Annotated in this window: 26 protein-coding genes, 1 tRNA gene and 1 pseudogene; 11 read left to right on the top strand and 17 right to left on the bottom strand. The window is 49.4% G+C overall.

Annotation, left to right across the window (positions count from 1 at the left end; genetic code table 11):
* Window positions 1–95: 95 nt before the first annotated feature.
* Window positions 96–614, top strand: a pseudogene (hfq, locus tag ACO6S1_RS17385) (RNA chaperone Hfq); the annotation flags it as partial.
* The gene (gene hflX, locus ACO6S1_RS17380) at window positions 611–1,906 is read left to right on the top strand and encodes a GTPase HflX (protein WP_422343814.1); all 1,296 of its coding nucleotides are present in this window, start codon (window positions 611–613) and stop codon (window positions 1,904–1,906) included. The pseudogene hfq and the gene hflX, both read left to right, overlap by 4 nt.
* On the opposite strand, the gene mazG is transcribed toward hflX, so the two are convergent.
* The 10 genes from mazG to ACO6S1_RS17330 all read right to left on the bottom strand — a co-directional run bounded on the left by mazG (window position 1,903) and on the right by ACO6S1_RS17330 (window position 11,511).
* Window positions 1,903–2,637 (bottom strand): nucleoside triphosphate pyrophosphohydrolase, encoded by a 735-nt coding sequence (gene mazG / locus ACO6S1_RS17375; RefSeq protein ID WP_422343813.1) that lies wholly within the window; start codon window positions 2,635–2,637, stop codon window positions 1,903–1,905. The two genes, hflX and mazG, sit on opposite strands and share 4 nt — an antisense overlap.
* A gap of 100 nt (window positions 2,638–2,737) precedes the next feature.
* A complete protein-coding gene (locus ACO6S1_RS17370) occupies window positions 2,738–3,358 on the bottom strand; it encodes a retropepsin-like aspartic protease family protein (RefSeq protein WP_422343812.1) in 621 nt (206 codons plus the stop codon).
* A 2-nt stretch (window positions 3,359–3,360) separates the two neighbouring features.
* Window positions 3,361–4,131, bottom strand: a complete 771-nt coding sequence (locus tag ACO6S1_RS17365) for an MBL fold metallo-hydrolase (RefSeq protein WP_422343811.1) — start codon at window positions 4,129–4,131, stop codon at window positions 3,361–3,363.
* A 2-nt stretch (window positions 4,132–4,133) separates the two neighbouring features.
* Window positions 4,134–4,910 (bottom strand): TatD family hydrolase, encoded by a 777-nt coding sequence (locus ACO6S1_RS17360; RefSeq protein WP_422343810.1) that lies wholly within the window; start codon window positions 4,908–4,910, stop codon window positions 4,134–4,136.
* A gap of 2 nt (window positions 4,911–4,912) precedes the next feature.
* On the bottom strand, window positions 4,913–6,487 hold the full coding sequence (gene metG / locus ACO6S1_RS17355; protein WP_422343809.1) for a methionine--tRNA ligase: 1,575 nt from the start codon (window positions 6,485–6,487) through the stop codon (window positions 4,913–4,915).
* 72 nt (window positions 6,488–6,559) lie between these two features.
* Window positions 6,560–7,588: an AAA family ATPase gene (locus ACO6S1_RS17350; protein WP_422343808.1), complete on the bottom strand. Its 1,029-nt coding sequence runs from the start codon at window positions 7,586–7,588 to the stop codon at window positions 6,560–6,562.
* A gap of 4 nt (window positions 7,589–7,592) precedes the next feature.
* Window positions 7,593–8,219, bottom strand: a complete 627-nt coding sequence (tmk, locus tag ACO6S1_RS17345) for a dTMP kinase (RefSeq protein WP_422343807.1) — start codon at window positions 8,217–8,219, stop codon at window positions 7,593–7,595.
* Window positions 8,216–9,376 carry a D-alanyl-D-alanine carboxypeptidase family protein gene (locus tag ACO6S1_RS17340; RefSeq protein WP_422343806.1) on the bottom strand — a complete coding sequence of 387 codons (1,161 nt, stop codon included), beginning with the start codon at window positions 9,374–9,376 and terminating at the stop codon, window positions 8,216–8,218. Before ACO6S1_RS17340 ends, tmk begins: the two co-directional genes overlap by 4 nt.
* A 52-nt stretch (window positions 9,377–9,428) precedes the next feature.
* The gene (locus ACO6S1_RS17335; RefSeq protein ID WP_422343805.1) at window positions 9,429–10,487 is read right to left on the bottom strand and encodes a septal ring lytic transglycosylase RlpA family protein; all 1,059 of its coding nucleotides are present in this window, start codon (window positions 10,485–10,487) and stop codon (window positions 9,429–9,431) included.
* Window positions 10,471–11,511 (bottom strand): lytic murein transglycosylase, encoded by a 1,041-nt coding sequence (locus tag ACO6S1_RS17330; protein WP_422343804.1) that lies wholly within the window; start codon window positions 11,509–11,511, stop codon window positions 10,471–10,473. The genes ACO6S1_RS17335 and ACO6S1_RS17330 overlap by 17 nt, the downstream gene beginning before the upstream one ends.
* A gap of 186 nt (window positions 11,512–11,697) precedes the next feature.
* On the opposite strand from ACO6S1_RS17330, the gene ACO6S1_RS17325 reads away from it, so the two are divergent.
* Window positions 11,698–11,787 (top strand) — tRNA-Ser (locus ACO6S1_RS17325).
* 81 nt (window positions 11,788–11,868) lie between these two features.
* On the opposite strand, the gene ACO6S1_RS17320 is transcribed toward ACO6S1_RS17325, so the two are convergent.
* Both ACO6S1_RS17320 and ACO6S1_RS17315 read right to left on the bottom strand, forming a co-directional pair.
* On the bottom strand, window positions 11,869–13,260 hold the full coding sequence (locus tag ACO6S1_RS17320) for a sugar transferase (protein WP_422343803.1): 1,392 nt from the start codon (window positions 13,258–13,260) through the stop codon (window positions 11,869–11,871).
* Window positions 13,261–13,624: 364 nt separating this feature from the next.
* A complete protein-coding gene (locus ACO6S1_RS17315; protein WP_422343802.1) occupies window positions 13,625–13,909 on the bottom strand; it encodes a hypothetical protein in 285 nt (94 codons plus the stop codon).
* A gap of 230 nt (window positions 13,910–14,139) precedes the next feature.
* Here ACO6S1_RS17315 and ACO6S1_RS17310 point away from each other — a divergent pair, with 230 nt between their 5' ends.
* Window positions 14,140–14,811 (top strand): PEPxxWA-CTERM sorting domain-containing protein, encoded by a 672-nt coding sequence (locus tag ACO6S1_RS17310; protein ID WP_422343801.1) that lies wholly within the window; start codon window positions 14,140–14,142, stop codon window positions 14,809–14,811.
* Between the two features lie 21 nt (window positions 14,812–14,832).
* On the opposite strand, the gene ACO6S1_RS17305 is transcribed toward ACO6S1_RS17310, so the two are convergent.
* The 3 genes from ACO6S1_RS17305 to ACO6S1_RS17295 form a co-directional block, all read right to left on the bottom strand.
* A complete protein-coding gene (locus tag ACO6S1_RS17305; protein WP_422343800.1) occupies window positions 14,833–15,294 on the bottom strand; it encodes a retropepsin-like aspartic protease family protein in 462 nt (153 codons plus the stop codon).
* Between the two features lie 126 nt (window positions 15,295–15,420).
* Window positions 15,421–16,389 carry a hypothetical protein gene (locus tag ACO6S1_RS17300; protein WP_422343799.1) on the bottom strand — a complete coding sequence of 323 codons (969 nt, stop codon included), beginning with the start codon at window positions 16,387–16,389 and terminating at the stop codon, window positions 15,421–15,423.
* A 175-nt stretch (window positions 16,390–16,564) separates the two neighbouring features.
* Window positions 16,565–17,626 carry a cell wall hydrolase gene (locus tag ACO6S1_RS17295; protein WP_422343798.1) on the bottom strand — a complete coding sequence of 354 codons (1,062 nt, stop codon included), beginning with the start codon at window positions 17,624–17,626 and terminating at the stop codon, window positions 16,565–16,567.
* Between the two features lie 432 nt (window positions 17,627–18,058).
* Here ACO6S1_RS17295 and xrtV point away from each other — a divergent pair, with 432 nt between their 5' ends.
* Together xrtV and epsI are read left to right on the top strand one after the other, a co-directional pair.
* Complete coding sequence (gene xrtV, locus ACO6S1_RS17290; RefSeq protein WP_422343797.1) at window positions 18,059–18,937, top strand: exosortase V; 879 nt, start codon at window positions 18,059–18,061, stop codon at window positions 18,935–18,937.
* Window positions 18,934–19,665, top strand: coding sequence for an exosortase-associated protein EpsI, V-type (gene epsI, locus ACO6S1_RS17285; RefSeq protein WP_422343796.1), 732 nt, complete (start codon window positions 18,934–18,936; stop codon window positions 19,663–19,665). The genes xrtV and epsI overlap by 4 nt, the downstream gene beginning before the upstream one ends.
* A 20-nt stretch (window positions 19,666–19,685) precedes the next feature.
* Here epsI and ACO6S1_RS17280 read toward each other — a convergent pair whose 3' ends face one another.
* Window positions 19,686–19,940 carry an XrtV sorting system accessory protein gene (locus tag ACO6S1_RS17280; RefSeq protein WP_422343795.1) on the bottom strand — a complete coding sequence of 85 codons (255 nt, stop codon included), beginning with the start codon at window positions 19,938–19,940 and terminating at the stop codon, window positions 19,686–19,688.
* Window positions 19,941–20,047: 107 nt separating this feature from the next.
* On the opposite strand from ACO6S1_RS17280, the gene ACO6S1_RS17275 reads away from it, so the two are divergent.
* The 3 genes from ACO6S1_RS17275 (at window position 20,048) to ACO6S1_RS17265 (ending at window position 23,002) form a co-directional block, all read left to right on the top strand.
* Complete coding sequence (locus ACO6S1_RS17275) at window positions 20,048–20,944, top strand: EpsD family peptidyl-prolyl cis-trans isomerase (RefSeq protein ID WP_422343794.1); 897 nt, start codon at window positions 20,048–20,050, stop codon at window positions 20,942–20,944.
* A 163-nt stretch (window positions 20,945–21,107) separates the two neighbouring features.
* On the top strand, window positions 21,108–21,746 hold the full coding sequence (locus tag ACO6S1_RS17270) for a hypothetical protein (RefSeq protein WP_422343793.1): 639 nt from the start codon (window positions 21,108–21,110) through the stop codon (window positions 21,744–21,746).
* 164 nt (window positions 21,747–21,910) lie between these two features.
* Complete coding sequence (locus tag ACO6S1_RS17265) at window positions 21,911–23,002, top strand: glycosyltransferase family 4 protein (protein ID WP_422343792.1); 1,092 nt, start codon at window positions 21,911–21,913, stop codon at window positions 23,000–23,002.
* Here ACO6S1_RS17265 and ACO6S1_RS17260 read toward each other — a convergent pair.
* Window positions 22,993–23,970, bottom strand: coding sequence for a UDP-glucuronic acid decarboxylase family protein (locus ACO6S1_RS17260; protein WP_422346226.1), 978 nt, complete (start codon window positions 23,968–23,970; stop codon window positions 22,993–22,995). The genes ACO6S1_RS17265 and ACO6S1_RS17260 overlap by 10 nt on opposite strands.
* A 197-nt stretch (window positions 23,971–24,167) precedes the next feature.
* Between ACO6S1_RS17260 and ACO6S1_RS17255 the strand changes: the two genes are divergently transcribed.
* Both ACO6S1_RS17255 and ACO6S1_RS17250 read left to right on the top strand, forming a co-directional pair.
* Window positions 24,168–25,367 carry a DUF1996 domain-containing protein gene (locus tag ACO6S1_RS17255; RefSeq protein WP_422343791.1) on the top strand — a complete coding sequence of 400 codons (1,200 nt, stop codon included), beginning with the start codon at window positions 24,168–24,170 and terminating at the stop codon, window positions 25,365–25,367.
* Window positions 25,364–26,596 (top strand): glycosyltransferase family 2 protein, encoded by a 1,233-nt coding sequence (locus ACO6S1_RS17250; RefSeq protein WP_422343790.1) that lies wholly within the window; start codon window positions 25,364–25,366, stop codon window positions 26,594–26,596. Before ACO6S1_RS17255 ends, ACO6S1_RS17250 begins: the two co-directional genes overlap by 4 nt.
* Window positions 26,597–26,607 lie beyond the last annotated feature (11 nt).

The following is a 26,607-nucleotide window of genomic DNA, read 5'->3' as shown; positions in this document are numbered from 1 at the left end:
CGGTTGTAGCTTTCAAAGCAAATCCATATATATCCAACAGGTAGCCTCCCCCTATTACAAAAGGCTGCCACTAAAAACCTGTCTGCGGTCTTTGTGCCGCCAAAAACCGGAAGTCAAAAATGACCGATAAATCAAATAATTTACAGGATCTTTTCCTAAACTCTCTCCGTAAATCAAAGATGCCCGTAACGATGTTCTTGGTGAAGGGCGTTAAGTTACAGGGCATTGTGACCTGGTTTGATAATTTTTCAGTGTTGCTGCGTCGCGATGGCCAGTCCCAGCTCGTTTACAAACATGCCATTTCAACCATCATGCCATCCCAGAGCATGGAAATGCAGGCATTCACGGATCTGATGGATCGTGCAAAAACAAAAAACGGCGTATTGCAGGAAGTGTTCCTGACCGCCGTTAGAGATAGCAATGATCCTGTGACAATGTTCCTGGTGAATGGTGTCATGCTTCAAGGCGAGGTGGCGGCCTATGATCTGTTTTGTATCTTGCTGGAAAGAGAAGGCTTGGCGCAGCTGGTATATAAGCATGCGATTTCGACCATTCAGCCAAGCGGGGCCATTAACCTGGCCGATTACAACAATACCGACGAAGGCGCCCATTGATCCCATTTGAAAAAAACGAAGTTGATGGAACCAAAGATCAGGCTGTAATTGTTCATCCTGATCTAGGGTCATTGAGTCAAAATGCGCTCGAGAACCGGTTGGAAGAGGCTGTTGGCTTGGCGCTCGCTATTGGGCTTAAATCAACTTCCGCTCGATATTTCACTGTTCGGGCACCCAAACCAGGAACGTTATTTGGTTCTGGTCAGGTAGAACAGATAAAAACAATTCTGGTTCAGGAAGACGCTGGCATCTTGATTGTCGACGGAACTTTAAGTGCTATCCAGCAGCGCAATCTCGAAGAAGCTCTTAAGGTAAAGGTAATTGATCGAACTGGCTTGATTCTAGAGATTTTTGGAGCGAGAGCCGCGACCGCGGAGGGAGGGCTGCAGGTTGAATTAGCGCATCTGGATTATCAGGCCGGTCGGTTGGTGCGAAGCTGGACCCACTTGGAAAGACAGCGCGGCGGATTTGGGTTCTTGGGTGGACCAGGCGAGACGCAAATTGAATCTGATCGCCGGATGATCCGTGATCGGATGGCAAAACTGCGCAAAGAACTGTCTCATTTGCGCAAAACACGGGGCCTGCATCGATCGAGGAGACAAAAGGCGCCTTGGCCGGTAATTGCATTGGTCGGCTATACTAATGCTGGAAAATCAACACTTTTCAATCGCTTAACGGGTGCTGATGTTTTTGCTGAAGATTTGCTGTTCGCAACCTTGGACCCGACAATGCGACAATTCACGTTGCCTGGATATGACAAGGCGATTATTTCAGACACTGTGGGTTTTGTCTCGGACCTTCCTACACAACTTGTCGCTGCCTTTCGTGCAACACTTGAGGAGGTTACCGCGGCAGATGTGATTATTCATGTTCGTGACATTTCTCATGCTTCTAGTGATGAGCAAGCGCGTGATGTTGAGCAAATTCTACTGGAATTAGGAGTCGATCTGGAGGAGGGGCAGGGTGCCCCCATTATCGAAGCCTGGAACAAAATTGATCTGATCGATCCCGACGATCCTGAAACGATTAAGCTACCGCAATATATTCCGGGAAACGTCTGCTTGATTTCAGCAGCTAAGGGTGACGGAGTTGATGCATTGATCGAAATGATCACTGAAAATCTTTCGCGCAATCATAATATCGAAACCGTTAAATTGCCGGTATCCGATGGCAAACGGTTGGCATGGTTGCATGAAAATGGGCGCATTTTGGAATCAGAACAGGAAAATGGGAATTTTGTATTGGCTGTGCAAATGTCCAATCGCAATTGGGGCAGATTTCAAGCGCTTTAATCTGAGGATTTTGCTTTTTCCCATTCTTCTTCTAGCTCGTCGATAGACATATTATTCATATCCTGCCGCACTGAAGATTCTACAATATTGAAACGTTTCGAAAACTTTCGGGTTGCGTCAGCAAGAGCCTGTTCGGCATCGACGCCGTAATGACGAGCGAGGTTAACGGCCGAGAAGAGTACGTCGCCAATCTCTTCATGAATGTCTTCTTGTGTTTTGGCTTGCTCAACCTCTTCGAGTTCTTCGAGTAGTTTTGCCTTCACAGGTGCTTTATCAGGCCAGTCAAATCCGACACGTGCGGCGCGTTTTTGAATCTTTTGTGCACGCAGCAAGGCAGGAAGTGCCAAAGCAACGCCGTCCAATGCGCTCGCTTTACCATTTTGCGCCCGTTCCTGGGCCTTAATTTGTTCCCAACCTGGTGTGTTATCGGCCTCGCTGAAAATATGGGGGTGCCGTCTTATCATTTTTTCACATATGGCTTCGACAACATCAACAAATGAGAAGTGACCTTGGTCTGTTGCGATCTGGCTATGAAACACCACTTGCAAAAGCAGATCACCTAGTTCGTCCTTGAGCCCATCCATATCCGAACGTTCAATCGCATCCGCCACTTCGTAAGCTTCTTCGATTGTGTAGGGTGCGATGCTTTCAAAAGTTTGGACAGTATCCCATTCGCAACCAGTTTCAGGGTCCCTCAAACGGCGCATGATTTCGAGCAGGGGAGTAATCACTGGCTTTCAATTCCTCAATAATTGGTTTGGTAAAATGAGGGGATTACATATCATAGCAAACCAATATAGTAATTAGGTTGATAATATATATTATGTTAAATTATTGTTTCTCCGCTCTCTCGGGAGGTTCTAGAATCATTTCACCGTTTTCTACGCGCCAGCTCTTCATTTCCGACAAAAAGTTCATTCCTATCACGTTGGAATCGCCAAATGCATCTGCCACAACAACTGGCAGATCTAATGCCATCATCGGACCAACCCGCAAAGTTTCGACTGTTCCGCGCTGCGCTTCAACCATGCCATTGGCTGTATTCAGATATGTAGGGAAACTGCTTTCATGAATTTCGACATTAGATGCTTGAGCAGTATTTAGGTTGATGGCTGTCGTTGTAGCTCCACTATCGATTAAAAAGCGAACCGGCGTGCCATTGACTTCAGCATCTGCCCAATAGTGGCCATCGGCCGATTGGCGTATTTTCAAGGTGCCGCCGACCACTTTTTGGTCATTGGCTCCTGTTAGCTCCCCGGTAACCTTGTGCCAAACGGCGGTCAGTTCGGATTTATAAGAGAATGCCACTATGAAAATCGCAAATATCGCGATCCAACCTAGCACCGACCGGATAACTTCCCCCAACCCCATACGTCTGGAAAACAAAGCGCTGGCAACCAGCACTAGTGCTCCGATAGCAAAAACGAGATTGATATTTTGGTCTTCAGTCACATCTAAAATTCTATCACAAATCCATCATAAGCCGGTCGAATATCTTCCGGTAAGATAGAGCAGAGATGGTGATAGTCCATTGATTTATCCATATGTGTCAATAGGCTTAGTCCAGGCTTTACGGACTTAATAAAGTCTAATGTCATACTCAGGTGGGCATGGGTTGGGTGTGGCTGTTCACGAAGGGCATCTACGACAAATATGTCGCTCGATTCGAACATATTAATCATATGATCCGTAACTTCTCCGAAATCTGTTGCATAGGAGATTGTCTTTTCTTCATGTTCGAAACGCAATCCAGCCGAAGTGACTCCACCGTGTGGCATATCAACTGATTTAACCGTGATATCACCAATTTCAGTGCGTGTTTCCAAGAGTTTATCTGCACAAATTGACGGATAATATTCATGGCCACTAAACGCATAGGCAAATCGTTGTTTCAGACTTTCAATAGTATCTGGTCTCCCATAGGCCGGAACTGCTTCACGCCTCTTCTGATAAACTTGCCTTAAATCATCAATTCCGTGGCAGTGATCGGCATGGTCATGCGTCCAAATGACATTATCGATTGTGTCGATGTTACAGGCAAGAAATTGCGTGCGGAGATCCGGCGATGTATCAACCAATATCCGGGTGGTTGGACTTTCCACAACGATTGACACCCTGCTCCGCCGGTTCTTGGGTTCATTCGGATCGCAGTCGCCCCAATCATTTCCGATTCTCGGAACACCCGAAGATGTACCGCAACCAAGAATAGTGAGCCTCATAGTCAAGATCAGGGCCGTGCTTTGCTGAATAGACGGTAGAAATTCTTGGCTGTTGTCTCGCAAAGTTCAGAATATTTCTCTCCACGTAACTCAGCAAGAAATCTGGCCGTATCTGCGACAAAAGCCGGCTCTCCGGTTTTACCGCGATGCGGTACGGGAGCAAGGAATGGAGCATCGGTTTCCACCAGCAATCGATCCATTGGCAATTTGGCTGCTATTGCCTGCAAATCCTTTGCGTTTTTGAACGTCACGATACCTGAAATGGAAATATAAAGCCCTAAATCCAGTGCTTTATGAGCAAAATCTTCGCTTGCTGTGAAGCAATGGATTACGCCGGTATAAGCGCCCTGCTCCATCTCTTCCGCCATGATTGCCGCAGTATCATCCTCAGCATCCCGGGTATGCACGATTATCGGCAAGCCCGTTTCACGGGCCGCATGAATGTGGGTACGAAAACTCTGCCGCTGGCGATCGCGGTCGCTATGGTCGTAATAATAATCAAGGCCAGTTTCGCCGATGGCGACAACGCGTTCGTGCTCTGCTTCCTTGATCAGCTTCGAACGATCAATGTCGGGATGCGCATCAGCTTCATGAGGATGAATGCCAATGCTGGACCAGACGTCGTTTTCTCGCTCTGCGGTGGCCACAATATCGCGCCACTCGCTTTCGCGGGTTGAAATGTTGAGCATGGCGGTGACACCGCTTTCCCGCGCGCGATCAAGCACAGCACCCTGCTCTTCGATCAGGCCCTGATAGTTGAGGTGACAGTGACTATCGACAAGCATGCTCACCCTTCCCCGTCGGCTGCTGGCATTTCCAGTCGCGGGAATATGCCGCTCGGCGGTGGCAGCGTCAGGCCAGGCTCGATTGCGTTTGCCATATGTTTAAACTCCCGCTCGTCCGGACTTTGAGCCAGCAGGTCAAGCATCTTGTCACAGCTTTCGGGAATGACCCAACGCAGCATGATTGCCAGCTGGCGAATGGACTCTGCGGTATAATGGAGCACCGTATCAGCTCTTGCCGGATCAGTTTTGCGCAAGGCCCAAGGCGCTTGATCTGCAAAATACTGATTGGTCGCGCTAAGCCGCTCCCGCAGCAGATCTATGGCGGCATGGATAGGAAATTCGCCATTTTCCATTAGAGTGTTCAAATTGGTGAAACAGGTCTCTAACTGGCTGATAAGTTGCTCTTCTGCTTCGGTTTTAATCCCCGCTTCGGGTACTTTACCATCGCAATTTTTTGCAATCATCGACAGGCTGCGCTGGGCGAGATTGCCGAAATTATTAGCGAGATCGGCATTAGTCTTGGTCACGATCATTTCCGCCGAATAGCTACCATCTTTGCCGAATATCACTTCGGACAGCAGAAAATAACGCAGTTGATCGACGCCAAAAGCATCGGCCAAAGCAATTGGATCGACCACGTTGCCAACCGACTTTGACATTTTTTGTCCACGGTTCAGCAGGAAGCCATGACCGAAAACCTGCTTGGGAAGCGGCAAATTTGCACTCATCAAAAAGGCTGGCCAGTATATGGTATGAAAGCGCACAATATCTTTGCCAATAATATGCGTAATGTCGCCACCTTCGGTCCAGTATTTTGGATAAAGGTCTGTTTCTTCAGGATATCCTAAACCGGTCAAGTAGTTGGTTAATGCGTCGACCCAAACATACATCACGTGATTGTCGCTGCCCGGAACTTTTACCCCCCAATCAAAACTGGTGCGGGAAATCGAAAGATCATTCAGGCCGCCTTCGACAAATTTGATCATTTCATTGCGGCGGCTGTCGGGTTTCAGAAACTCGGGGTTCTCTTTGAAAAGCTTGAGCAAAGGCTCTTGATATTTGGACAGACGGAAGAACCAGCTTTCCTCAACCGTCCATTCTACCGGCGTGCCTTGTGGAGACAGTTTTTCTTTCGCGCCGCTCTCACCTTCGGCCTCGATCAGTTCACTGTCATCATAATAGGCTTCATCACGAACCGAGTACCAGCCTTCATATTTATCGAGGTACAGATCGCCATTAGCTTCCATGGCCTGCCAAATTGCCTGACTGGCTTTGTGATGATCCGCTTCTGTGGTGCGAATGAACCGATCATAAGAGACGTTAAGTTTATCGCACATCACTATGAATTGATTCGCCATTTCATCAGCTAAATCTTGGGGAGCGATATTTTTAGCCGCGGCTGCTTGCGCCATTTTCAAGCCATGTTCGTCCGTACCGGTCTGAAAGCGAACGTCACGACCGGACAAGCGTTGAAAACGGGCAATTGCATCTGTCGCGATGGCTTCATAGGCGTGTCCAATATGCGGCGGGCCATTGGGATAGCTGATCGCGGTAGTTATGTAAAAAGGCTTGGACATGAATGGCTTTCCTGAATCCCGGCCACAACCCCAACTCGAATCTTGATAAGGTCTGACGCTTGTTGCTTCTCTTTATGCGCGCTCATCGTGTTGGGCAAGCGATCCCATCAGACTACCGAGACGAAATATAACTGCCTGATTATCCAATGCTTTGGGTGAAGCCATTGCGGCGAGGTTGCTCGCTTCGCGCCATAGTTCGATTGCATTGTTATGGGGCATTTTACCTGCCGACTTGATATGCTGTGCCATCAGACTGGGTGCCCGGGCCAGAAATGCCTGATACCGTGGTGTGGCGGCTTTGAGGGACAATTTGCGCGCCAGGTCGCTCTTGATCTGATTGCTCTTGTCCCCTGTGCGCATGATTTCACGGGCGAGCCCCTCGAGTTCTGCAAGCCCGGCATCTACATATTGCAAAGATCGACCAGGCGAACCCTCCCCTGCCGCGACCAGCGCATTCAGCTCCACGTCATTTAGCTTGGGTGCCACATCGGACAGCACTTGCCGCATCTGCCCGTCGTCTAGTGGATCAAAGCGCAATATCTGACACCGCGACCGGATCGTCGGCAGCAAGCGTTCCGGCGCATGGCTGACCAGCAGGAAAACCGTATCTTTTGGCGGTTCTTCAAGGTTTTTGAGCAGCGCATTGGCGCCACCGCGTTCGAGATCATCAATCGCGTCGATCACAACGATCCGATAGGTGGAGATTGAAGGCTGCGTAGCAAAAAGTGATTGCAGGTCGCGGATTTGCGCTATCGAGATATTGCGTTTCAGCTCATGTTCTTCCAGCGAATCCACCCCCTCTTCCCGGGCTTTTTTCTCTTCCTTTTCAGTTTTTCCACCCCGCTGGACAAGCCGGAAGTCGGGATGGCTGCGGGCTGCGAGCAGCTTCGCGCCCTGGCTCTCATTATCCAGATTGAAGCCGGTCTCATTTGCTGGGCCTCGAATGTGTGAATCCAGTAAGAACTGGGCTGCTTGTTTGGCAAATCCTGCTTTGCCAAGGCCTTTAGGTCCAGCTAATATCCACGCGTGATGCAGCGTTCCCTTGTCGTAGGATTGCCGGAAAATGCGCTGCACCTTGTCATGGCCGATAAATGACGTCATGCCGTCAGCTTATCAGATCGGCCAGATTTTGCAGCAAATTTGCTGTAACATCCTCAGGTGATTGTGATGCGTCGACCATAGTGACGCGATCAGGTTCTTCATCAGCATATTGCCGGAATTTGGCCATAACCGAGTGGTGGTAGTCGCTGTCGCGGCTACCTATGCGATCGCTGTCGCCGCGGTCCCGGGCTTTCGCACGGCGTGTGGCGACCTCTTCCGGTAGATCGAGAATGAAAGTGCGGTCGGGCATCAGGCTCTCGCTGCCAACATGATGCAGGGTCATGATATCTTTATCGCTCAACAATCCACTCACGCTCTGGTAGGCGCGGCTGCTATCGATAAACCGGTCACTGATGACCCATTCGCCGCGTTCCAGTGCTGGCTTAATCAGAGACTGACAATGTTCGGACCGCGCCGCAGCAAATAGCAGCGCTTCGGTTCGCATATTCCATTTTTCATCATGACCGCTTAAAAGCAGTTCGCGAATAACCTCTGCACCAGGAGTTCCGCCGGGCTCGCGCGTCAAATGCACAGTTAAACCTTTAACCCTGAGAGCTGCTGCTAGTGCTTTGGCCTGTGTAGACTTTCCAGTCCCCTCGCCGCCCTCCAGACTGATCAAGCGTCCGGTCATGACAAACCCAACAGGGATTTCAGGCCTGCCCATACCCGATCAAAGAAACCGGCTTCTTCGACAGTATCACCCGCCACCAATGGCATGGACTGCGTACCAGCATCCTCAGTTGACACAAGCAGCGTCGCGATTTGCTGGCCTGCCGCGATTGGCGCCTTGATGGGGCCGTTGTAACGAACTTTCATTGAAAGCCGTCCATCAGAACCTTTGGGCAGTGTAGCGAAGAGGTCTTTGGGTGCAACCAGATCAACGGAAGAGCTGTTACCCAACTGCACTTCCGCAGTTTGAACCTTTGTACCTTTTTTGAACAGGTTTTTGGTTTCCCAGGCATTGAAGCCCCAGTTCATGAATTTCACCGATTCACTGCTGCGGCCGCCATAGCTGTCTAATCCAGCCAGCACAGAGATAATGCGGCGACCCTTTTGTTCGGCAGAGCCAGTGAAGCCATAACCGGCTTCTTCCGTATGGCCGGTTTTTAAGCCGTCAGCGCCGTCGATTTTGCCAAGCAAAGGATTTCGATTGGGTTGTGTAATCGGTTCACCGCTATTGGTTTTGCCCCAGGTAAATTCTGTTAGCCCGAAAAAATCCTTGTAAAGCTTTGGAAAGTCGTTGGAAAGCCGCGCGCCGAGAATCCCGAGATCGCGCGCGGTTACCAGCGTTTTGCCTTCATCGGGCCATCCGGTGCTATTACCAAAGCGGCTGTTTTTCATGCCGATGCGCTTGGCTGTCTTGGTCATTAGATCCGCGAAATTCGCTTCCGTGCCACCAACGGCCTCGGCCAAAACGACGCTGGCATCATTACCGGACAGCGTAACAATGCCATGCAACAAGTCTTTGACGGTAGGCTCGTCATTGACACCAAGAAACATTGTCGAGCCCTGCCCAGTCCATTTTTGCCAGGTTGCCCGCTGGATTTTGACTTTCTGATCGAGTGCCAGCTTGCCCTTTTTAATCTGGTCAAAAGCAACATAGACGGTCATCATCTTCGCCATTGAAGCTGGTGGAATTTGCTTGTCCGCGTTTTTCTCAAACAGGATCGCGCCGGATGAGAGATCCGTCATATAGGCTATCGGCGCATCGGTTTCATAGACTGGTGCCGCTAGGACAGCAGTGGAAGTGGCGAGTAGCGGCAGTGATGCCCAAAAAATCCTGTTCATTAAATTCCCGGTTCCAGATCAGTTGTTAGCTTATAGACCTGTACCCCAGTTTCTACTTCCCAGGATGCAGGATTCTTGCATCGCTATAGCCGCGCTTTCGCGCCTGTGCCAGCCCAGCCTTGGCATCATTTTCGGTGGCATAGGGGCCGTAGCGCACGCGCCAAATCCGCCCGCTGCCATCAGACACAACCTTTGCATCAATTTTGCGTGCCATAGCATCCGCGCGGTTCTTGTCGCCGAATGCTGCGACCTGAACCGTATAACCGCCAGTTGCAATCTGGGATGTGCTTTTTGTTGCCGGTTTTGTAACGCGTTTCTGTACGGATGCAGATGCTTTCGCCTGCTGTCCGGTGCCTTCGATGATGAATTTCCCATCCCTTGACCCGGTCTGCACTGGCGCAGGACCAGTTGTCGGAACATAAGAAGCACCGATACCGCTATTATTGACTGGCCTGATGGGTGCCGGGACACTGGTGTGCTGGACCTTGGTATCCGGCGTTGGTAATTTTGCGAGATTTTTGCGAAGAATGGATAGCAGGGAATCCGGTGTCGCTATCCGTTCAGTGGCAATCCCGCCATTGCGCAAGACAGCGCGTTCCTGCTCATTAGGATTCACTTTACGCACCCGTACACCGGCGACGCCCTGTTGATCGATACCAAGTTGCTTTGCAGCGCCATGGGACAGGTCAATCAGACGATCATTCGCAAACGGCCCACGATCATTGACCCTGACCAATATCGTACGCCCTGTCTCCAGTGCTGTTACTTCCACATAGCTCGGTAGCGGCAGCGTCCTGTGAGCCGCGCTGATGCCGTCCGCATTAAACCGTTCGCCGTTGGCCGTCAGATTGCCGGCTAGCTCATCGCCATACCAGCTGGCATAGCCAACCGTGTCATAACTCGCGACATCTTCGGGTGTGTAAGTCTTTCCGTGCACCTCATATGGCTCGCCAATCTTGACTGGAAAATCGGATATCCCGCTGGATACTGCACTAGTCGCTGGGGGTGGAACGCGGATATCGGCATTGTCATTCACACCATCAATTGTGCCGCAACTCCCTAGCAAAGCGGCAAGTGAGCTGGCACTTAATATTCTAATTGCGAATTTCATCTGCCAATAGCCCCACTGATAACGCGTAAAAATTTGAACAGTTATAATCCAATATCACACGGTAGTTGCCGGTAAGTAAATATGCTGTTTTTCCTTGCCCGTCAGGCTCCAGCAGGGTTGCCATTGTGTCGTTACTCAAACGCCGTCCGGTTACCGGCGCGACGCCAAGAGATTGCCATTCGGCCATGCTTTTCCATTGGCTGTGGCGCTCGTGCACCCTCGGGCAACGCACGGCTTGGGTTTTGTTTTTTATCGCGTCGCGGTCGAGTGAATCCGGCACCCGAACGGCAATGCCCCAAGGCTCGCCGCGCCGCCAACCGGCATTTACGAAATAATTCGCAATTGAGGTCACCGCATCAGCCTCGCTGTTCCAAATATCAGCGTAGCCGTCCCCGCTGCCGTCCTTCGCAAGCCGGAGATAGACCGATGGCAGAAACTGGGGTTTACCCATCGCTCCTGCCCAGCTGCCCTTCATGGCCGATTGCGGAACACCGTTATCGATCATTTTCAGAACCGCGAGAAATTCTGCTTCGAATAGCTCACGCCTGCGGCCCTCATAAGCAAGGGTTGCAAGTGCTCTTGGAATATCGAAATTTCCGGTGATCCGACCGTAGTTGGTTTCGTGCCCGTAAATCGCCATGATCATCGGTCCTGGCACACCATATTCACGTTCGACATCCGCAAGTTTTGAAATGAGCTGCCGATATTTCGCTTTGCCGCCGTTGATGCGTGCAGCATCGACATGCCGGCGCTTATAAGGGGCAAAGGGCGGGATAGCGCTATTCGGCCTGCCGCCTGGTTGGGACTGGTCGAGCTGTATAACGCGCGGATTGTAAGTAAGGCTAGGCAATACGTTATCCAGTGTGCGCTGGCTAACCCCCTGTTCTAAAGCCTTGCGGCCGACCTCTTGAAGATAAGTGTCAAAACTGCTCGTGGACTGTGCAACAGCAACATTGTTGCTATGCGTATAAGGCAAACTGAAAAAAGCAATTGCGCTACAAGCGATCGCGGTAATGAAACGCATGAAAAACTTCCCTTCGTCTATATGCTGTCGCACAAAGTGGCTTTAAGGGGAATCCCTAATATTGCAGAACAGCGACAGCTTGCCGGATAAGCACGTTTATCGAAGTTTCCTATATCCAAACATGTAAATACGATAAAATTCTTTGCGCTTTCAAATGGAGGGCGCTAGGAGGCGGTCGGCTAGAGCGGACAGGTGGCAGAGTGGTCGAATGCACCGGTCTTGAAAACCGGCGAGGGTGCAAGCTCTCCGTGGGTTCGAATCCCACCCTGTCCGCCAGCCATTTCCCTAATTTTCGTATTTATGGATGGGTTGCAAAATAGACGCCAGAATTAGTGAAAACGTCTCAAATATCGCACATTAATAAGCATTTGGATGTATGAGAACCTTAACTGTCTGAAACAAGATCGTGACGTCACGCCACATTCGCCAACCTTCCAGATATTCCAGATCAGATTGCAGTCGTGCCTCCAGATCTTCCTGACGATCGGTGGCTCCACGGTATCCTCTGACTTGCGCCAAACCGGTGATCCCAGGTTTTAGCGCATGACGAAGCCAGTAGCGTTGATTGATCTCCCAAAAAAGTTTGTCCCCAGCCAATGATCCCAAAGCGTGCGGACGCGGCCCGACAACGCTCATTTCATTGCGTAATACATTTATTAGCTGTGGCAGCTCGTCAATACTGGTTTTTCTGATGAAATTACCAACTCTTGTAATCCGATGGTCATTAACCTGTGTCGATTGATCGCCGTTTTGATCGCCGTTTTCTGTACGCATGCTACGAAACTTGTAGATACTGAATATCCGGTTTCCTTGTCCCACTCTTGGCTGCCGGAATAAAATCGGTCCGGGGCTATCGAGCTTTATTGCTATGGCCACAACAATTAAAAGGGGTGCAAGAAAAACGAGCAACGGGATAGTGACTGCCAGGTCGAAAGCGCGTTTTTTCAATCGATTGACAAGGCTCAGCGTGCCTCTGGAAACAACTAATGTATCGTTTCCATCAAAATCACCCAGACCGATGGCACCAAGGTTATTCGCCCCACTTACCAAAAGCTCGCCGGTGACGTCAGACCCTTTAAGAAACAATGCCCAATCAGATCTACGTTCTCTTGTGCAGGCGACGACGATGCGATCATAACCTTTAACAACCTGGGACAATTTGGACAGCATATGAGGGTTCATCGGATCGGGATAAAGCTTTTCCGCCTGAGCATCGACACAATACATGCCTTTTTCAAAGGCAAGAGGTGGTACGCCATCCAAAATCAACAGTTGGTCAGTTACGATGCCACGTAGTTTCCACCATACGATTTGGTTGACGACAAATCGGCCGACAGCCAACAAAGCCGCACTGGCTGCGAAAGCAAAAGCGAAAGCAAGTCGGGATATGTCTGTCCCAGTCTGGGAGAAGAAGGTGAACATCATCACGACCAGTGCCGTCGCAAATAATGCTGAAAATGGCCGGCGAACGCTTTCGGACAGGCGTTTCAACGACTCAATTGAATAAGAATCGCGCGTAAATGCGAACATCAGAAATATTGGCACCACCAACAATACAATATGATAGCCTTGCGGAGACAGCCATTTATCCTCTCGCAGGAAGCTGGCCATCAGAAAGCCAGCGACTATTGCAATAACATCAAGAAATTGCAGGAGAAAATATAGACTCAACCGCACAGATTTGAGCGGCCAACGCTCCGTTGTCCCCCTATCTAACTGCTGACCTGAAAATGGGTAACTCTCGTTCAACTAACGCACCATTTGCCTTCACATAAATGTGCAACCCGGTAGTTTGTTAGAGCAAAATCAATCGTAAGGCCACAAACTAATGATTTGTTAACCAATATTTCTCAAGGCGTTGAGAAGTTGGGCTTTTCTAGAATTTTGGTTTTCGCTGCCTGATTGGACGGCCAATAGGTTCCAAATTGGAAATGTAGAAAAACTGCCTGTGATTTGTCTTTTTTGGCAGAAAATCTATGCTGACATCATCTATATCTGCTTAGGGAGCATAGGCAGTCTGCGGTTTAGTTGCCGCTGGCCAGGACCGAAAATGGGTTGCTACTCACTTTTCAGGGCAGTTGACCGTTTCAACGATCGAAACCGGAACAATTACCTATTTGTAAACTGACAACGCCAGGGCAATCAGGCCCGTCCATAGGATTATTGAGCTTCCAGTAATAATTGAAATACTGGTGATTCCGCTAAATTTTTCAGCTGGTTGAATGACACTACCATCGATAAACTGCTGATGAAGTTGTTGATGTAATTCCCGGGCAGGCGACGAACTATCGCTCAAGTCCGAAAAATCGGCTGCCGTCATCATGGGTGAATTCGCAGCGGTTTTCTGCTTCTCTTCCTCAACAAACTGATCATCAAATCGAATTTTAGGCACAGCCATATAAAATCTCCGACGATGGATTTGCACTGATATTGGTTTCGCAATCGTTAACAACGCAAAAAATCATCAGACACGTCTCTGGACTCGTGGGAAACATCTGATTTTACAAATTTGTACATCTAGATTGGCCAAAACTGGTTAACTCTGTTGCAAAAAATGATAGTATGGCTAATAAATCGCATTTCAAGGTCATCACAACCAGTTGGTCTTTTAATTCAAGGAAGTTCCCTTTGTCAGATAACCTAACCGGATTGATTGCATCAGCAAACCGACGTCGTCGTGCTGCAGTGCTTATATTCGCGTCTGTTGTAGGACTAGCGGCTTTGTTTCCCCACAACGACCGGGCCATGTGGGTTCCCGAGAGAGAAGCACCATTCGTTTTTACAGCGGTTCCTGAAAAATTGCCGATAACTTATCTGACCATTGGCGGTACGGATACTTTGCTTAATCGACTATTGCGCGATACCAGCGGGGCGCCGGAACGTAATCTGAGATCTCGATTTATACCATCGGATCCGCGTGATGTTGCTCCACAAAGCAGTGGAGGCAATGGTCCGACCGCAGCTGTGCCACAATTTGAGGACATGCCCACGCAATTAGCGCAGGCACCGACAGCTCCAGGCGGTATTTTGAATCCCGGATCGAGTAGCGGAGGCAATGGGCCAGGAACTTCTGGACGAAATCCCGGCGTCTCCGGTGGTGGTCCGGTGCCAACCTCAGGAACAGTCAATCCAGACCCTGTGGCCGACCCGCCTGTCGATGAGCCACCAGTTGATGAGCCTCCTGTAATCCCACCGATTTTTGCGCCAGTGCCAGAGCCACTGACCTGGGCAATGTTTATATTTGGATTTGCAATGGTGGGGTCTGCGTTGCGTCGTCGTCGCAAAACATTTCTCGCATAAAACCAAATCTTGTGGTTCGTTTTATTCGATTATCAATTGATTTTTCTTGATTGTAATCGTTTCCATCCTCGATAATGCATTGAGGCCCAGAAGCGAAATCGCTGGCCCGTCAGGCATTATGGCAACTTCCATATTACCTAGGTTCCTGCCAGCTAAGGTGAAATCATCGGCTTGCGCCCAAATCATACTGGCATAGCCTGAAGCTGTTCGAATGCGCTGATTTGCTGATCGTGTAGGATCCAATCCAACACGTTCTGCATCGCTGGCATTTAAAACAACCACGGATGCCCCGGTATCCACCGCAAACTTAACCGAAATACCGTCGATAGTGCCGTCAATGTAAAACAATCCGTCGGCCGAGCGGTTTACTATTAGCTGCCCTTTTGCTCGCTCCGAGGTCAATTCCGTAGCCGCCGGCTTGATGGATGCCGTCAAAGCTGATGGCGGCGTTGTCGAGAACATAGCAATCTGTACTGCAGCCAATAGGGATCCAGACAAGGCCATTAGGCTGAGAAACAAACTGATGGGTTGCAAGAACATCTGCGGGTATTAACGCAGCCGCCGTTTGTGAACCCTTCAACAAAAGGGTAAATGGCCCATTAACAATTGTCAGGCTTTCTCGATACCGTTCTTGAGCCGCCTATATTGACGGCGTTGAAACAACCCGATTAACAGCGCGCCAAGTCCGAAAAGCAAAAATTGCCATGCCGCTCCCCAATATGGCCAACGAAGGTCATCTGGGTTGCGATAAAGCACATAGTGATCCGGATGCACTTCAACGCCTGCTTTTTCATACAAAAGTACAATTTCGTCCGGCAACCCATCTTGGCGCAATACACCCGTCACCGAGCCGCTGGGGCCATCCCTAGTGGGGGTGATCAGGCCCTGCTCCAACAGATGCTCGCGCTCCGGCATCCGACCAGGCATTACATTTCTTGGTAGAACAAATTCTGGCCGAAAAACCTGGACAAAATATCGAGTAGATTTCCGGTCAGCTATTTGGCTTACGATCGGAATGAAATAGGTCCGTTGACTGGCCACGACGAGATTACGTTTGATCGTTGCCAGCTTTTGCCAGTCGAGAGTGCCACTTAACTCCGCTGCGCCTTCTTTTGGTTCGGTAAATGGGACACTACCAACATTGATGTTCTGAATATCTCCCTTTTCATTGGGCAGCATCAGCATCAATAGCAGCGTAACAATCACCGCAATAATCGAAAGAGCGGAAAGAACTAAAAAACTGATCATGGTCAGCCTGGTTTTGTTGATCGCCTGCTTGATTTGCTGCTCCAGCACCATTGCAGGTTCTTCTTGATTTTTGTTTCTGAAACGGAAGAACAGCCAGAAAATAAGCAGGAGTATAATGGTCAGTAAAATGACCGGAAGGATGACGGTGAGGATTGGAAAGTAATTGCCAAACCATGTAAACTGCCATTCCGCCAATCGCGAAACCAGGCCTCGATAGAATATCGATTGTGGGAGCAAAAACAAAAAAATGAATAGCGCAAAGGCGATTGAGACAGGAATTAAGTTGTCGCGTACGGACGCAAGAAATCCGGATTGTGTTTTTTCAGACATAGTTATCACCCTTGTAAATCGGGAGTTATCGGTGATGCGTCTGTAAGTCTAGGTTATTAAGGGTTATGTTTGCAAAACTCTAACTTTTTACAGTTCGAAACGTTTCATCTGGTTTCTCCGGACCCAAATTGCCGAAGATAGAGGGTAATTTACAAATTCTCCGAATGGAGATGCGCTAATCCAGGATCAAAGTACCTGTGTTGCTATCGGCTGCAATCGGGCTTCTGGTGTCATCGGCTGTGATGCCGCTCTCGCCTGGCAATATCCCATCATTAGATGGAGCCACAAATTTTGGTGTCGTGATCGGATCAACTTTAGGAATGAAACTTGTTTGTGCATCAGATAATTGTTCATCCAGATCGTACTCCAAGATACTATTGTCCTCTTCATTTGCACTGGTCAGATCCGAGAGGTCCTCTCCCGTATACCGCTGGGTAAAGGCTCCCCGCATCCCCCAATAGCCAGTCCATCTATAGAAGATGTGAGAGCCGACAGTTTTCACCTTGTCTAAACTTTTTGCCCAATAAGGTACAATCCAGACGGTATGATAATGGGTCGCTGTTCCGACGCTTTTTTCAACCGTTCCGTTTAACGCTTGTGCCGCGATTTGCTGCGCCCTCTGCCAGATAGCCGGATTTGGTCTGCGGGCCAGAGAGCCGTCACAGGTGAAAGAAAACTGGCAACCTGTCGAACGCTCAGAACCTTGAAAAACCACGCCGCATACATTGTTCGGATAAGCAGGATGTCTTACACGGTTTAGGACCACTTGTGCCACAGCTCGCTGACCACGCTCTGCTTCGATTGCAGCTTCATAATAAATGGCCGATGTAAGACAATTGATGGCTGTGCTGCGCGACAGCGCTGAGGCAACCGTATCGGGTATGAAGAAAGGCTTAGCCGGAACCAGCTCTGCCGTTGAATCGGGAACGGCTTCATTCAACTTCATTGCCTCTTCCGCACTAAGATTCAAACTGTTTGTGGCATCTGGAGTTTCTCCAGGCAGTCCTGGCAAAGATGAAACCGAATCCTTGGAAGGTGGTGTCAGCGGCATTGAAGAGCCGCCTTTAGTCAACGAACTTCCCTGCTTGAAGATTGAATCAGCCGAAAAAAAGAGACCTGCTGCCGGGATCAAACAAAAGAGTATAACGAACAAAATAAAAGTCCGTCGGCGTGCTCTGGAGCTTTTGCTCGGCTGAGCGATTTCTTTAGATATTGGATCCACGTTTGATGTTTTCATTTGCTTTAACGTTTTGCGATCTTGACCGCATGTGACCCTTACCAACTATGTGCCAACGCGCCCTACACACATTTATCTGCAATAACAAATCTGCACTGATCAAAACTGAACAGGCCCGTTCCATCAGCCATTACCACATGTGGTTCTCAAATGTGTATTGCTAATCTGGTAAGCATTTTGGCCCATTTTGTACCGAATTAGCACATATCCGAATGAGGAGAGATCAGGTGTCTGTATTTCTGGAAACTGAGTGTTGGATGTGATAGCGCGCACTTTACAAAGCAGTAAATAAATCAAAACTAGATTTGTTAGAAGGGTGATCATGCAGATGTTCAATCACACGTTCCAAATAGAGAGCCTGCGGGGCGGTAAGTCCTTCAGACTGGTGCGTTCTACTTCATCCACACCTTCAAATGTTCGGATCAATCTTTCATGACCAGCACGACTGCAAAGTTCCCCATTCCTCCATTAAATTTAGCGAATATTTTGCTGGCCGTGGGACTGGCAGCAATCATCATTCCAACGATGATGTTTGTTTCCCAGGAAAGTTGGTCGCAAGAAACCGGAGCCCATGGACCGATTGTTCTATTTACAGGGCTTTGGCTGCTACGCAGACGCTGGGTCGTGGCCAGGCCGGTAATGCGCCCTGCCCCCACATTGCCGATAATCCTGCTTGCGACAATATGTCTGCCGCTATTCTTATTCGCGCGTATTACCCAAATTGTCGAAATTGAAGGCTATTTGATGTATGGTCTTGTGCTAATTGCGCTTTACAGCATCGTTGGTCGTGCCGCGATGAAGCTAATGTGGTTTCCTCTATTCTATCTGCTGTTCGTTTTCCCCCCGCCTGACACGATAATAGCCCTGATTACACAACCCTTGAAAATTCTTATTTCCCAGGCTGCTATCGGCTTTCTGCACATGCTTGGATATCCCATTGGCGGGGCGGGTGTAATGATCCAAATCGGACAGTATCAACTGCTGGTTGCGGCGGCGTGTTCCGGACTCAACTCGCTGGTGTCGCTGTCAGCAATTTCGCTATTCTACATCTACGTTCGGCATCAGGCGAACTGGCGCTATTCGCTGCTGTTGAGTTCTATGATCATTCCAGTGGCCATAATTGCAAACTTCATCCGGGTGCTGATACTGATCTTGCTGACGTACCATTATGGTGAGTCTGCAGCACAGGGTTTCCTTCACAATTTCGCCGGAATAACGATGTTTATGATTGCTGTTTTGACAATCTTTGCGATCGACAGCGTGCTGGAGCCGATTTGGCGGCGGTTTAATAATCGGGAGAGTGCAGCATGACTGATGATGCAATGAAAGATGGCGTTGTGAATGATGAAACTGTTGCAAGAAGCTCGATAGTTAATCGTCGGCATTTGATTATGGGCGGCGCATTTTGTCTTGCCGCCGGTTTGGCCTATGCGCGTACACCGCAAGTGGTGTTCCCGCTGGTCGAAAAGGAAGATTTTGAGGGCCTGGTTCCCAAGACAATTGGTCCCTGGAAATTTGAATCGTCCAGTGGTGTCGTATTGCCGCCGCCAGATGCCCTTTCTGATCGCTTGTATGACAATCTGGTAACGCGAGTTTATTCTGGTTCCGAAGAACCTCCGGTAATGTTCCTGACCGCCTACAGCAATACGCAGGATGGCGTATTGCAGGTTCATCGTCCGGAAATATGTTATCCTGCGGGCGGCTACAATCTGACGCCTACCCGTCCGATAGATATTGAAAATGGACTTGGCGGCAAGACACCTGCCAATATCTTTACCGCTACTGGCCGGGACAGAACCGAGCATGTGCTCTATTGGACCCGTATCGGCAAAGAATTTCCATTAACTTGGAGCCAGCAAAGATTGGCAGTAATTCGAGCCAATTTGAATGGCATTATTCCTGATGGCGTTTTGGTTCGCGCCTCCCTGATCGCGCCGACCGTCGAAGAGGCAATGCCGCATCTAACCAATTTTGCGGCCCAGTTAAATCGTAGCATGAATGAACGAGGCAGGTCGCTACTGAGCGGAATAAACGGCTAAAATAGTCGAATTGCCTGAACTTATTCCTTGGGTTTGTTGAACTTGTCGAACGGTTTCAGAACCATCATTATGTAAGTGATGACGGTTGCAATCACCGCGACCGCTGCGAACTGATATCCCTCGTTGCCAAGATAGTTGGCACCGGCACAGCCGACAGATGCAACAAGATATTGCCATAAATGATCAGGCGGATCATCCTCGACTGATCGGTCCAGAAATAATACTATCAAGCCGCCAAAAATTGCGACCGTTAGCCAATCGTAAATGGTTTCCAATCTAGCCTCCCGTTGCTATGTACGTCCCTGTATATTTTTATGGGTCGCCAAACAAGCCAATGATTCGTTTTGTCTTTTTACTGGACAAAACTCCAGGAGAAGTAACGATGTTTAGTATTATGTCTGTCAAAAACCGCGCCGTGATGGGTCTGGCAGTGGGCGCAATCATATTGACGGGCTGTGAAAAGTCCGCCGAAGGTCAGGTGGCCGCGATAGTGAATGGTGAAGAAGTCACCCTTCAGGAAATCAACGCAGCATTGAGCGAAGCCAATATCCCTGAAGGCGCCGACAAGGAATTGCTACAGCAACGGGCATTGCAACAGATTGTTGATCGCCGTCTGTTAGCGCAGGCTGCGAAAGAGAGCGGCATTGATCAAGACCCGACCTATCTTATCCGGCAACGCCAACTTACCGAGGCTTTGCTGGTTCGCATGTATGCCGACAAGGCTGGCACAACGATCAAAGTTCCAGATCAGGCGGCAATCGACAAATATACCGAAGCGCATCCATTCTCTTTTGCCAATCGTACCATCTATGCTGTCGATCAGATCATTTTCCCTGCCCCGGCCAATCTTGGTGAATTGAAGAAACTGGAATCAGCCAACACTCTTGCCGATGTCGCGGAAATACTGACCAGCATGGGCATTAATTATACCAGCAAATCGGCGCAAATGGATTCGGTTCAGGTACCGCCAGCAATGATGGCCCAGATTGTCTCATTGGCCCCCGGCGAACCTTTCGTGATTCCAACGGGAGCAACCGTTACAGCCAACGTGATCAAGGCGCAGCAAAAAGTGCCCTATAACGCTGAACAGGCGGGACCTATTGCTGTCAAAGCTATTCGCAACGAAGAGATGGCGGAAATTATGAAGCAACGATTGACCGAAGCCAAAGCGAAAGCTGAAATCACTTATCAAACCGGTTTCGCTCCTCCGGCCGAAAAGGATAAGGCGGGCGATACGCCAGATGTAATCAAAAAAGCGGTCGAATCTCCTACAGGGTAAACATCGGGATTGATTGTTGGTCAACGTTTGAGGCTTTCGCAGGTCTATAGCGGTTCGACCTTAGTCCGATCAGTGTAAGGCAGATCTATTGGCTACATTTTTTGACAGTTTCGATAGAGTCAGAATCGTAAGTCTTCCCGATCGTGCAGATCGCCGGAAGCAGATGACTGACGAAATTAGGCGGATCAAAGCCGGTGATCATCGTGATTTATCCTTTTTTGACGCGCTAGTTCTGCCGGATGCAGGTTGCTTCAGGAGCAAGGGCTCGCATGGCTGCTACAAAAGCCATCTGCAAATTCTGAAAGAAGCGGCTGATGCGAATGAAACAGTCCTTATTCTTCAGGATGATTGCGATTTTTTGCCAAAGATTTTCGATTATAAGCTGCCTGAAAAGTGGGATGTTTTTTATGGTGGTTATTATGCTGATGACCCCAATGATCTGCAAAATACTAACATTATCGGAGCGCATTTTATGGCATTCAGCGTGGATGCCGCAAAAAAGGCGAGCAAATATCTGGAAGACTTGCTTGATCCCGCTTTTCCGCCCGACCCAATTGGCGCCAGCGCGGAAGGGTTCAATCCTGCAATTCGTCCACCAATAGACGGCTCATTGGTATGGTTTCGTCGAGCCCATCCCGAACTGGAAACGATCTTTGCTTTGTTGAGTTATCAAAGACCATCACGCACCGACTTGGGTATATCACAATGGCTTGATCGCGTTCCGATCATGAAGCAGCTGTCCGGTTTGCTGAGAGCCGGAAAAAGAAAAGCGCTGCAATTGAGATATTCGATAAGGCAATAATCTCCCACTTGTTAGCTAGGCCACCAGATTGACAGCTGCCTTCTTTTTGTCTTTCAATTCAGGGCGTTTCTGAAAATGGCCGGGAAAGATAAACATTATTAACGCGATTGATTTCGTTCTCTATTGCGGTAACGGAACAGAGCATTTCGGGGATATTTTTGACCATGAGACTTTTGTTCGCGTTACCGGGATTTCACAAATATGAGCGCGGCGCAGAAATCGCTCTGCTGTCAGTTGCGACAGAACTCGCAAAAATTGGCGAAGATGTAACTGTTATTGGATCAGGACGGGCCCGTCCTGATGATCCTTACAAATTCATCCATGCCGGTTCGATCAACCGGGAATATTTCGAAAAATTCCCGTTTATGCCAGTTTTCCGGAGTGAGACTGTCTATGAGGAGGCCACATTTGCAGCCGGTCTTATGCGGCGATATCGGCCAACCGACTTCGATGCCGTGCTGACTTGTTCGTTCCCATTTACAAATATGATTCTCCGCCGTCCGGTTTTGAATGGCACCAAACCACTTAACATATTTGTGACTCAAAATGGGGAATGGCCCGCAACATCCAATGACGCGGAATACCGGTTTTTCTCTTGCGATGGTCTGGTTTGTACCAATCCTGATTATTACGAAACCAACAAGAAACGCTGGAATTGTGCGCTTATTCCGAACGGTATTTCAATCGATCGGTTTAAAATTGGCGCTGGTGACCGCGCCAATCTGGGTTTTCCCAGTAATCGCAAAGTGGTTCTTATGGTTAGTGCGCTTATCCCGACAAAGCGGGTTATGGACGGCATAAGAGCAGTGGCGCCGATGAACGATACGCATCTGGTGGTTGCAGGCGATGGTCCGATGCGTGAAGAAGTAAAGGCCTTGGCCGCCGAATTGTTGCCGGAGCGCTTTACTCAGCTGACCGTGACGCCGGACCAGATGCCAACACTCTATCAATCTGCGGATGTGTTCCTGCATATGTCGCTGCTCGAATCCTTTGGAAATGTGTTTCCAGAAGCAATGGCCTGCGGTTTACCGATTGTCGGGCATGATACCCCTCGCCTGCGCTGGATTGTGGGAGACGAAGAGTTTCTCGTAGATACGCAAAACATTCCCGCTGTAACAGAAGCCCTCACCCATGCTTTGGCAGCCAGGGAGTCTGCGCCGGCGAAAGTTTCAGAGCGCGCTGCTAGTTTCGCCTGGACCAACATAGCACGCCAGTATCAGGAATATTTGACTGGATTAATGCGCGATCAGGCCTGAGCCGGCATCTTGTCTAGTTTTTCAAAATAAGCGATTGTTTTTTCGAGACCTTGCCTAAGTTCAATCGAAGGCCCCCACCCCAATTCTGATTTAGCCAATCCGATATTGGGCTGTCGTTGTTTCGGATCATCTTGCGGCAATGGTAGATCGATGATCTTCGAACCGGAATTGGTCATTTCAACGACCAACTCCGCCAGTTCACGAATAGAAAACTCATTGGGATTGCCAATATTTACCGGTCCGGTAAAACCTTCACGACTGTTCATCAGTTTCATCAAGCCTTCGACCAAATCGTCGACGTAGCAGAAGCTCCGGGTCTGGCTGCCGTTCCCGAAAATTGTAATATCTTCGCCTTTGATCGCCTGCATGATGAAATTGGAGACAACCCGACCGTCAGAGGGGTGCATCCGCGGGCCGTAGGTGTTGAAAATCCGTGCGACCTTAATCTCAATGCCATGTTGCCGGTTATAGTCGAAGAAAAGTGTTTCTGCGCAACGCTTACCTTCATCATAGCAGGAACGAATGCCAATCGGATTAACATTGCCCCAGTAATCTTCAGTTTGGGGATGGACAACTGGATCGCCGTACACTTCGCTCGTGGAAGCTTGCAGAATGCGACATTTTAGGCGCTTGGCAAGGCCCAGCATATTGATCGCGCCATGTACTGAGACCTTCGTGGTTTGAACCGGGTCATGCTGATAGTGGATTGGAGAAGCTGGGCAGGCAAGATTGTATATTTCATCCACTTCGACAAAAAGCGGCAGACAAATATCATGCCGCATGAATTCAAAGCGGGGGTGCTGCAGCAAATGGGCGATATTGCTCTTTGAGCCGGTGAACAAATTGTCGACGCAAAGGACTTCATGCCCCTCCTCAATAAGGCGGTCGATGAGGTGCGAGCCAAGAAAACCACAGCCGCCAGTAACTAGTACACGTTTTTGTAAAAAGTAATCGCGGCTCATGCCCATTTCTCCGGTAATTTTACTGTGATTTTCGATACAGAGGGGGCTTATAGCTAGCAAGAGTGATAATTTGTTTAAAACCAGTTCCTTAAAAATACAGGGAAAATCGAGATGCTGGAAAAAGATAATCATCGTGACGCGAGAACAGTGTTTTGTTACGCTCATGCGCATTGAGAATTCCAACCGTTGAAAGACCACAATAGATGCTTCCTGTTTTGCGTATGGCACTTGGTTTAGTTGCGAGCTGCAGCGCGGTGCTGGTTCTCGCTCAGTCGGCAGCCATATCTTCCGATGTTGAACTTCCTTCGATCGCGAGCAATTTTGACACAGAGTCCGAATATGTTGCCGGTTGGGGACAAGGCAAAATTCCACCTAGTGCAGCCCCCGATGTTGTTGGTGCGTTTCGTTTCTTATGTAGTCCCGGACATCTAAGTTATGACGATCCGATCGTTTATCCGGGTGAACCCGGCAGATCGCATTTGCATCAGTTTTTCGGCAATACCCTGGCTGACGCACATTCAACTTATGAAAGTCTCCGCAAATCTGGCGATAGCACGTGCAATAATCGCCTGAATCGCTCTGCTTATTGGATGCCGGCGATGATGAACGGGCGCGGTAAAGTGGTGAAACCTCATCATTTCAATGTCTATTATAAGCGGCTTCCTGATTCCTCACCCGAATGTGCAGGACGAGACGGCGAACCCGAACAAAAATGCGTTGCCATTCCCCGCGGTCTGCGTTTCATTTTTGGTCATGACATGCTGAACAAATCAGGTGAAAAGACAGGTAATGGCTATTTCAAATGCAAGGGCCCTACAGCAAAACCGGGTAGATTTCCTGATATCGTAACGGCAGCACAAAATTGTCCTCCCGGTAATCAGCTTGGTGCCTTGATCAGAGCGCCCGATTGCTGGGATGGCCGCAATCTTGATAGCGCAGATCATCGTTCTCACGTCGCGTATAAAAAATACGGAAACGATGGCAAGGCGAGATGCCCCGAAAGTCATCCTTATATCATAGCTGCGTTCACCTTGTCGGCCTGGTACGAAACCGATGAGACATTGGATCGATCGGGCACTTGGGATCCCGATAATCCAAGCTGGCATCTCTCTTCTGATTATATGCCAGGCATGAAGCCGTCCAAGCCGGGTTCAACCTTTCATACCGATTGGTTCGGAGCCTGGGATGATGAAGCATTGGCTTTGTGGACAGAGCATTGCATCAACAAGATGCTCAATTGCTCCGGTGGTGAATTGGGTAATGGAAAACGATTGAAACCAACCATGGGTTATAAAAACGATGGGAAGAAGAGAATATTCGATCCACCCCCTGACCCTGGCTTGCATCATCACGGCCACGAAAACCAAGCAAACATGACCATGGAGAGTGATGGGCGTTCATGACTATATTGGAAAGCACGCTTTCAGTCTTGTCTTGGTTGTTAGCAGCGCCGCTCGTTTTTCTTTTCGGAATTTATGCTCTGGAGCTTTTAACTGGCCTCGCTCCCGTGAAACAGGAAGATAGCCTTGCTGATAGTGCTAGAACTGTGGCAACCAAATTGGCGATATTGGTGCCGGCCCATAACGAAGCCGGTCAAATAGTGGATACCCTATCGGCGCTACTCAACAATGTACCGCAAGGAACCCGGACATTGGTGGTCGCAGACAATTGCAGTGACGATACAGCTGAATTAGCTCGGAAGGCAGGCGCAGATGTGGCGGAGCGTCAAGATCAGGAGTTCCGTGGCAAGGGATATGCGCTTGCTTTTGGCCGCGACATTCTCGCTGCCGACCCACCGGATTGCGTTATTATTTTGGACGCCGATTGCAAACTGGCGGCAGGAAGCGCTGAAAAATTGGCAGCCGCGGTCGCGATCAAATCGGTTCCCGTGCAGGCAACCAACCTTATTCATAGCTCATCTGAGGCGCCGCCAGTGGTCCAAATATCCAACTTTGCGATGCTGGTGAAAAACCTTGTGCGACAACGGGGAATGACCCGGCTCGGCGGCGCTGCTCTTTTGACTGGTACGGGAATGGCTTTCCCTTGGCAGATATTCGCAAAAGCTCCACTTGCCAATAGCGACTTGGCGGAGGATTTGGCGCTAGGAATAACCATTACCAAACAAGGCAATCCGCCCTACTTCCTCGCATCTGCCGGCGTGTCGAGCGAAGCTGCTGCGGAGGAAGATACGATCGTCCAGCGCACCAGGTGGGAGCATGGCTTCCTAACAACTGCGCGGCGACATGCTCTTCCATTGATCATGTCAGGCTTGCGGCATTTATCAAGGTCTCAGCTTTTTCTTGGATTGCATCTTTTGGTGCCGCCATTGGCATTGCTGATGGCTACTGGCTTTGGTGTGTTGGCTCTGTTGGCTAGTTTGTTTGTCCTAGGGATATCCCCCCTCCCCTTTTCGCTACTGCTGGCAATTGTTACGATTGCCGTGCTGCTTACTTTCGCGGCCTGGTGGTTGGAGGCGCGGCATATTTTATCGCCCAGCGCCCTGGCTCGAATTCCGCTTTACGTTCTTTGGAAAATTCCGGTCTATCTCAAGTTGCTGCGGGGCAGCGAAACTCGCTGGATCAGAACCCGACGCACTGGCGAGAACCCAGGGCCCGATGACAAAAGCGCATAGCATGGAAATTA

This window comes from Parasphingorhabdus sp., assembly GCF_965233695.1.
GTDB lineage: Bacteria > Pseudomonadota > Alphaproteobacteria > Sphingomonadales > Sphingomonadaceae > Parasphingorhabdus.
This window is presented reverse-complemented; position numbering and strand designations above follow the sequence as displayed.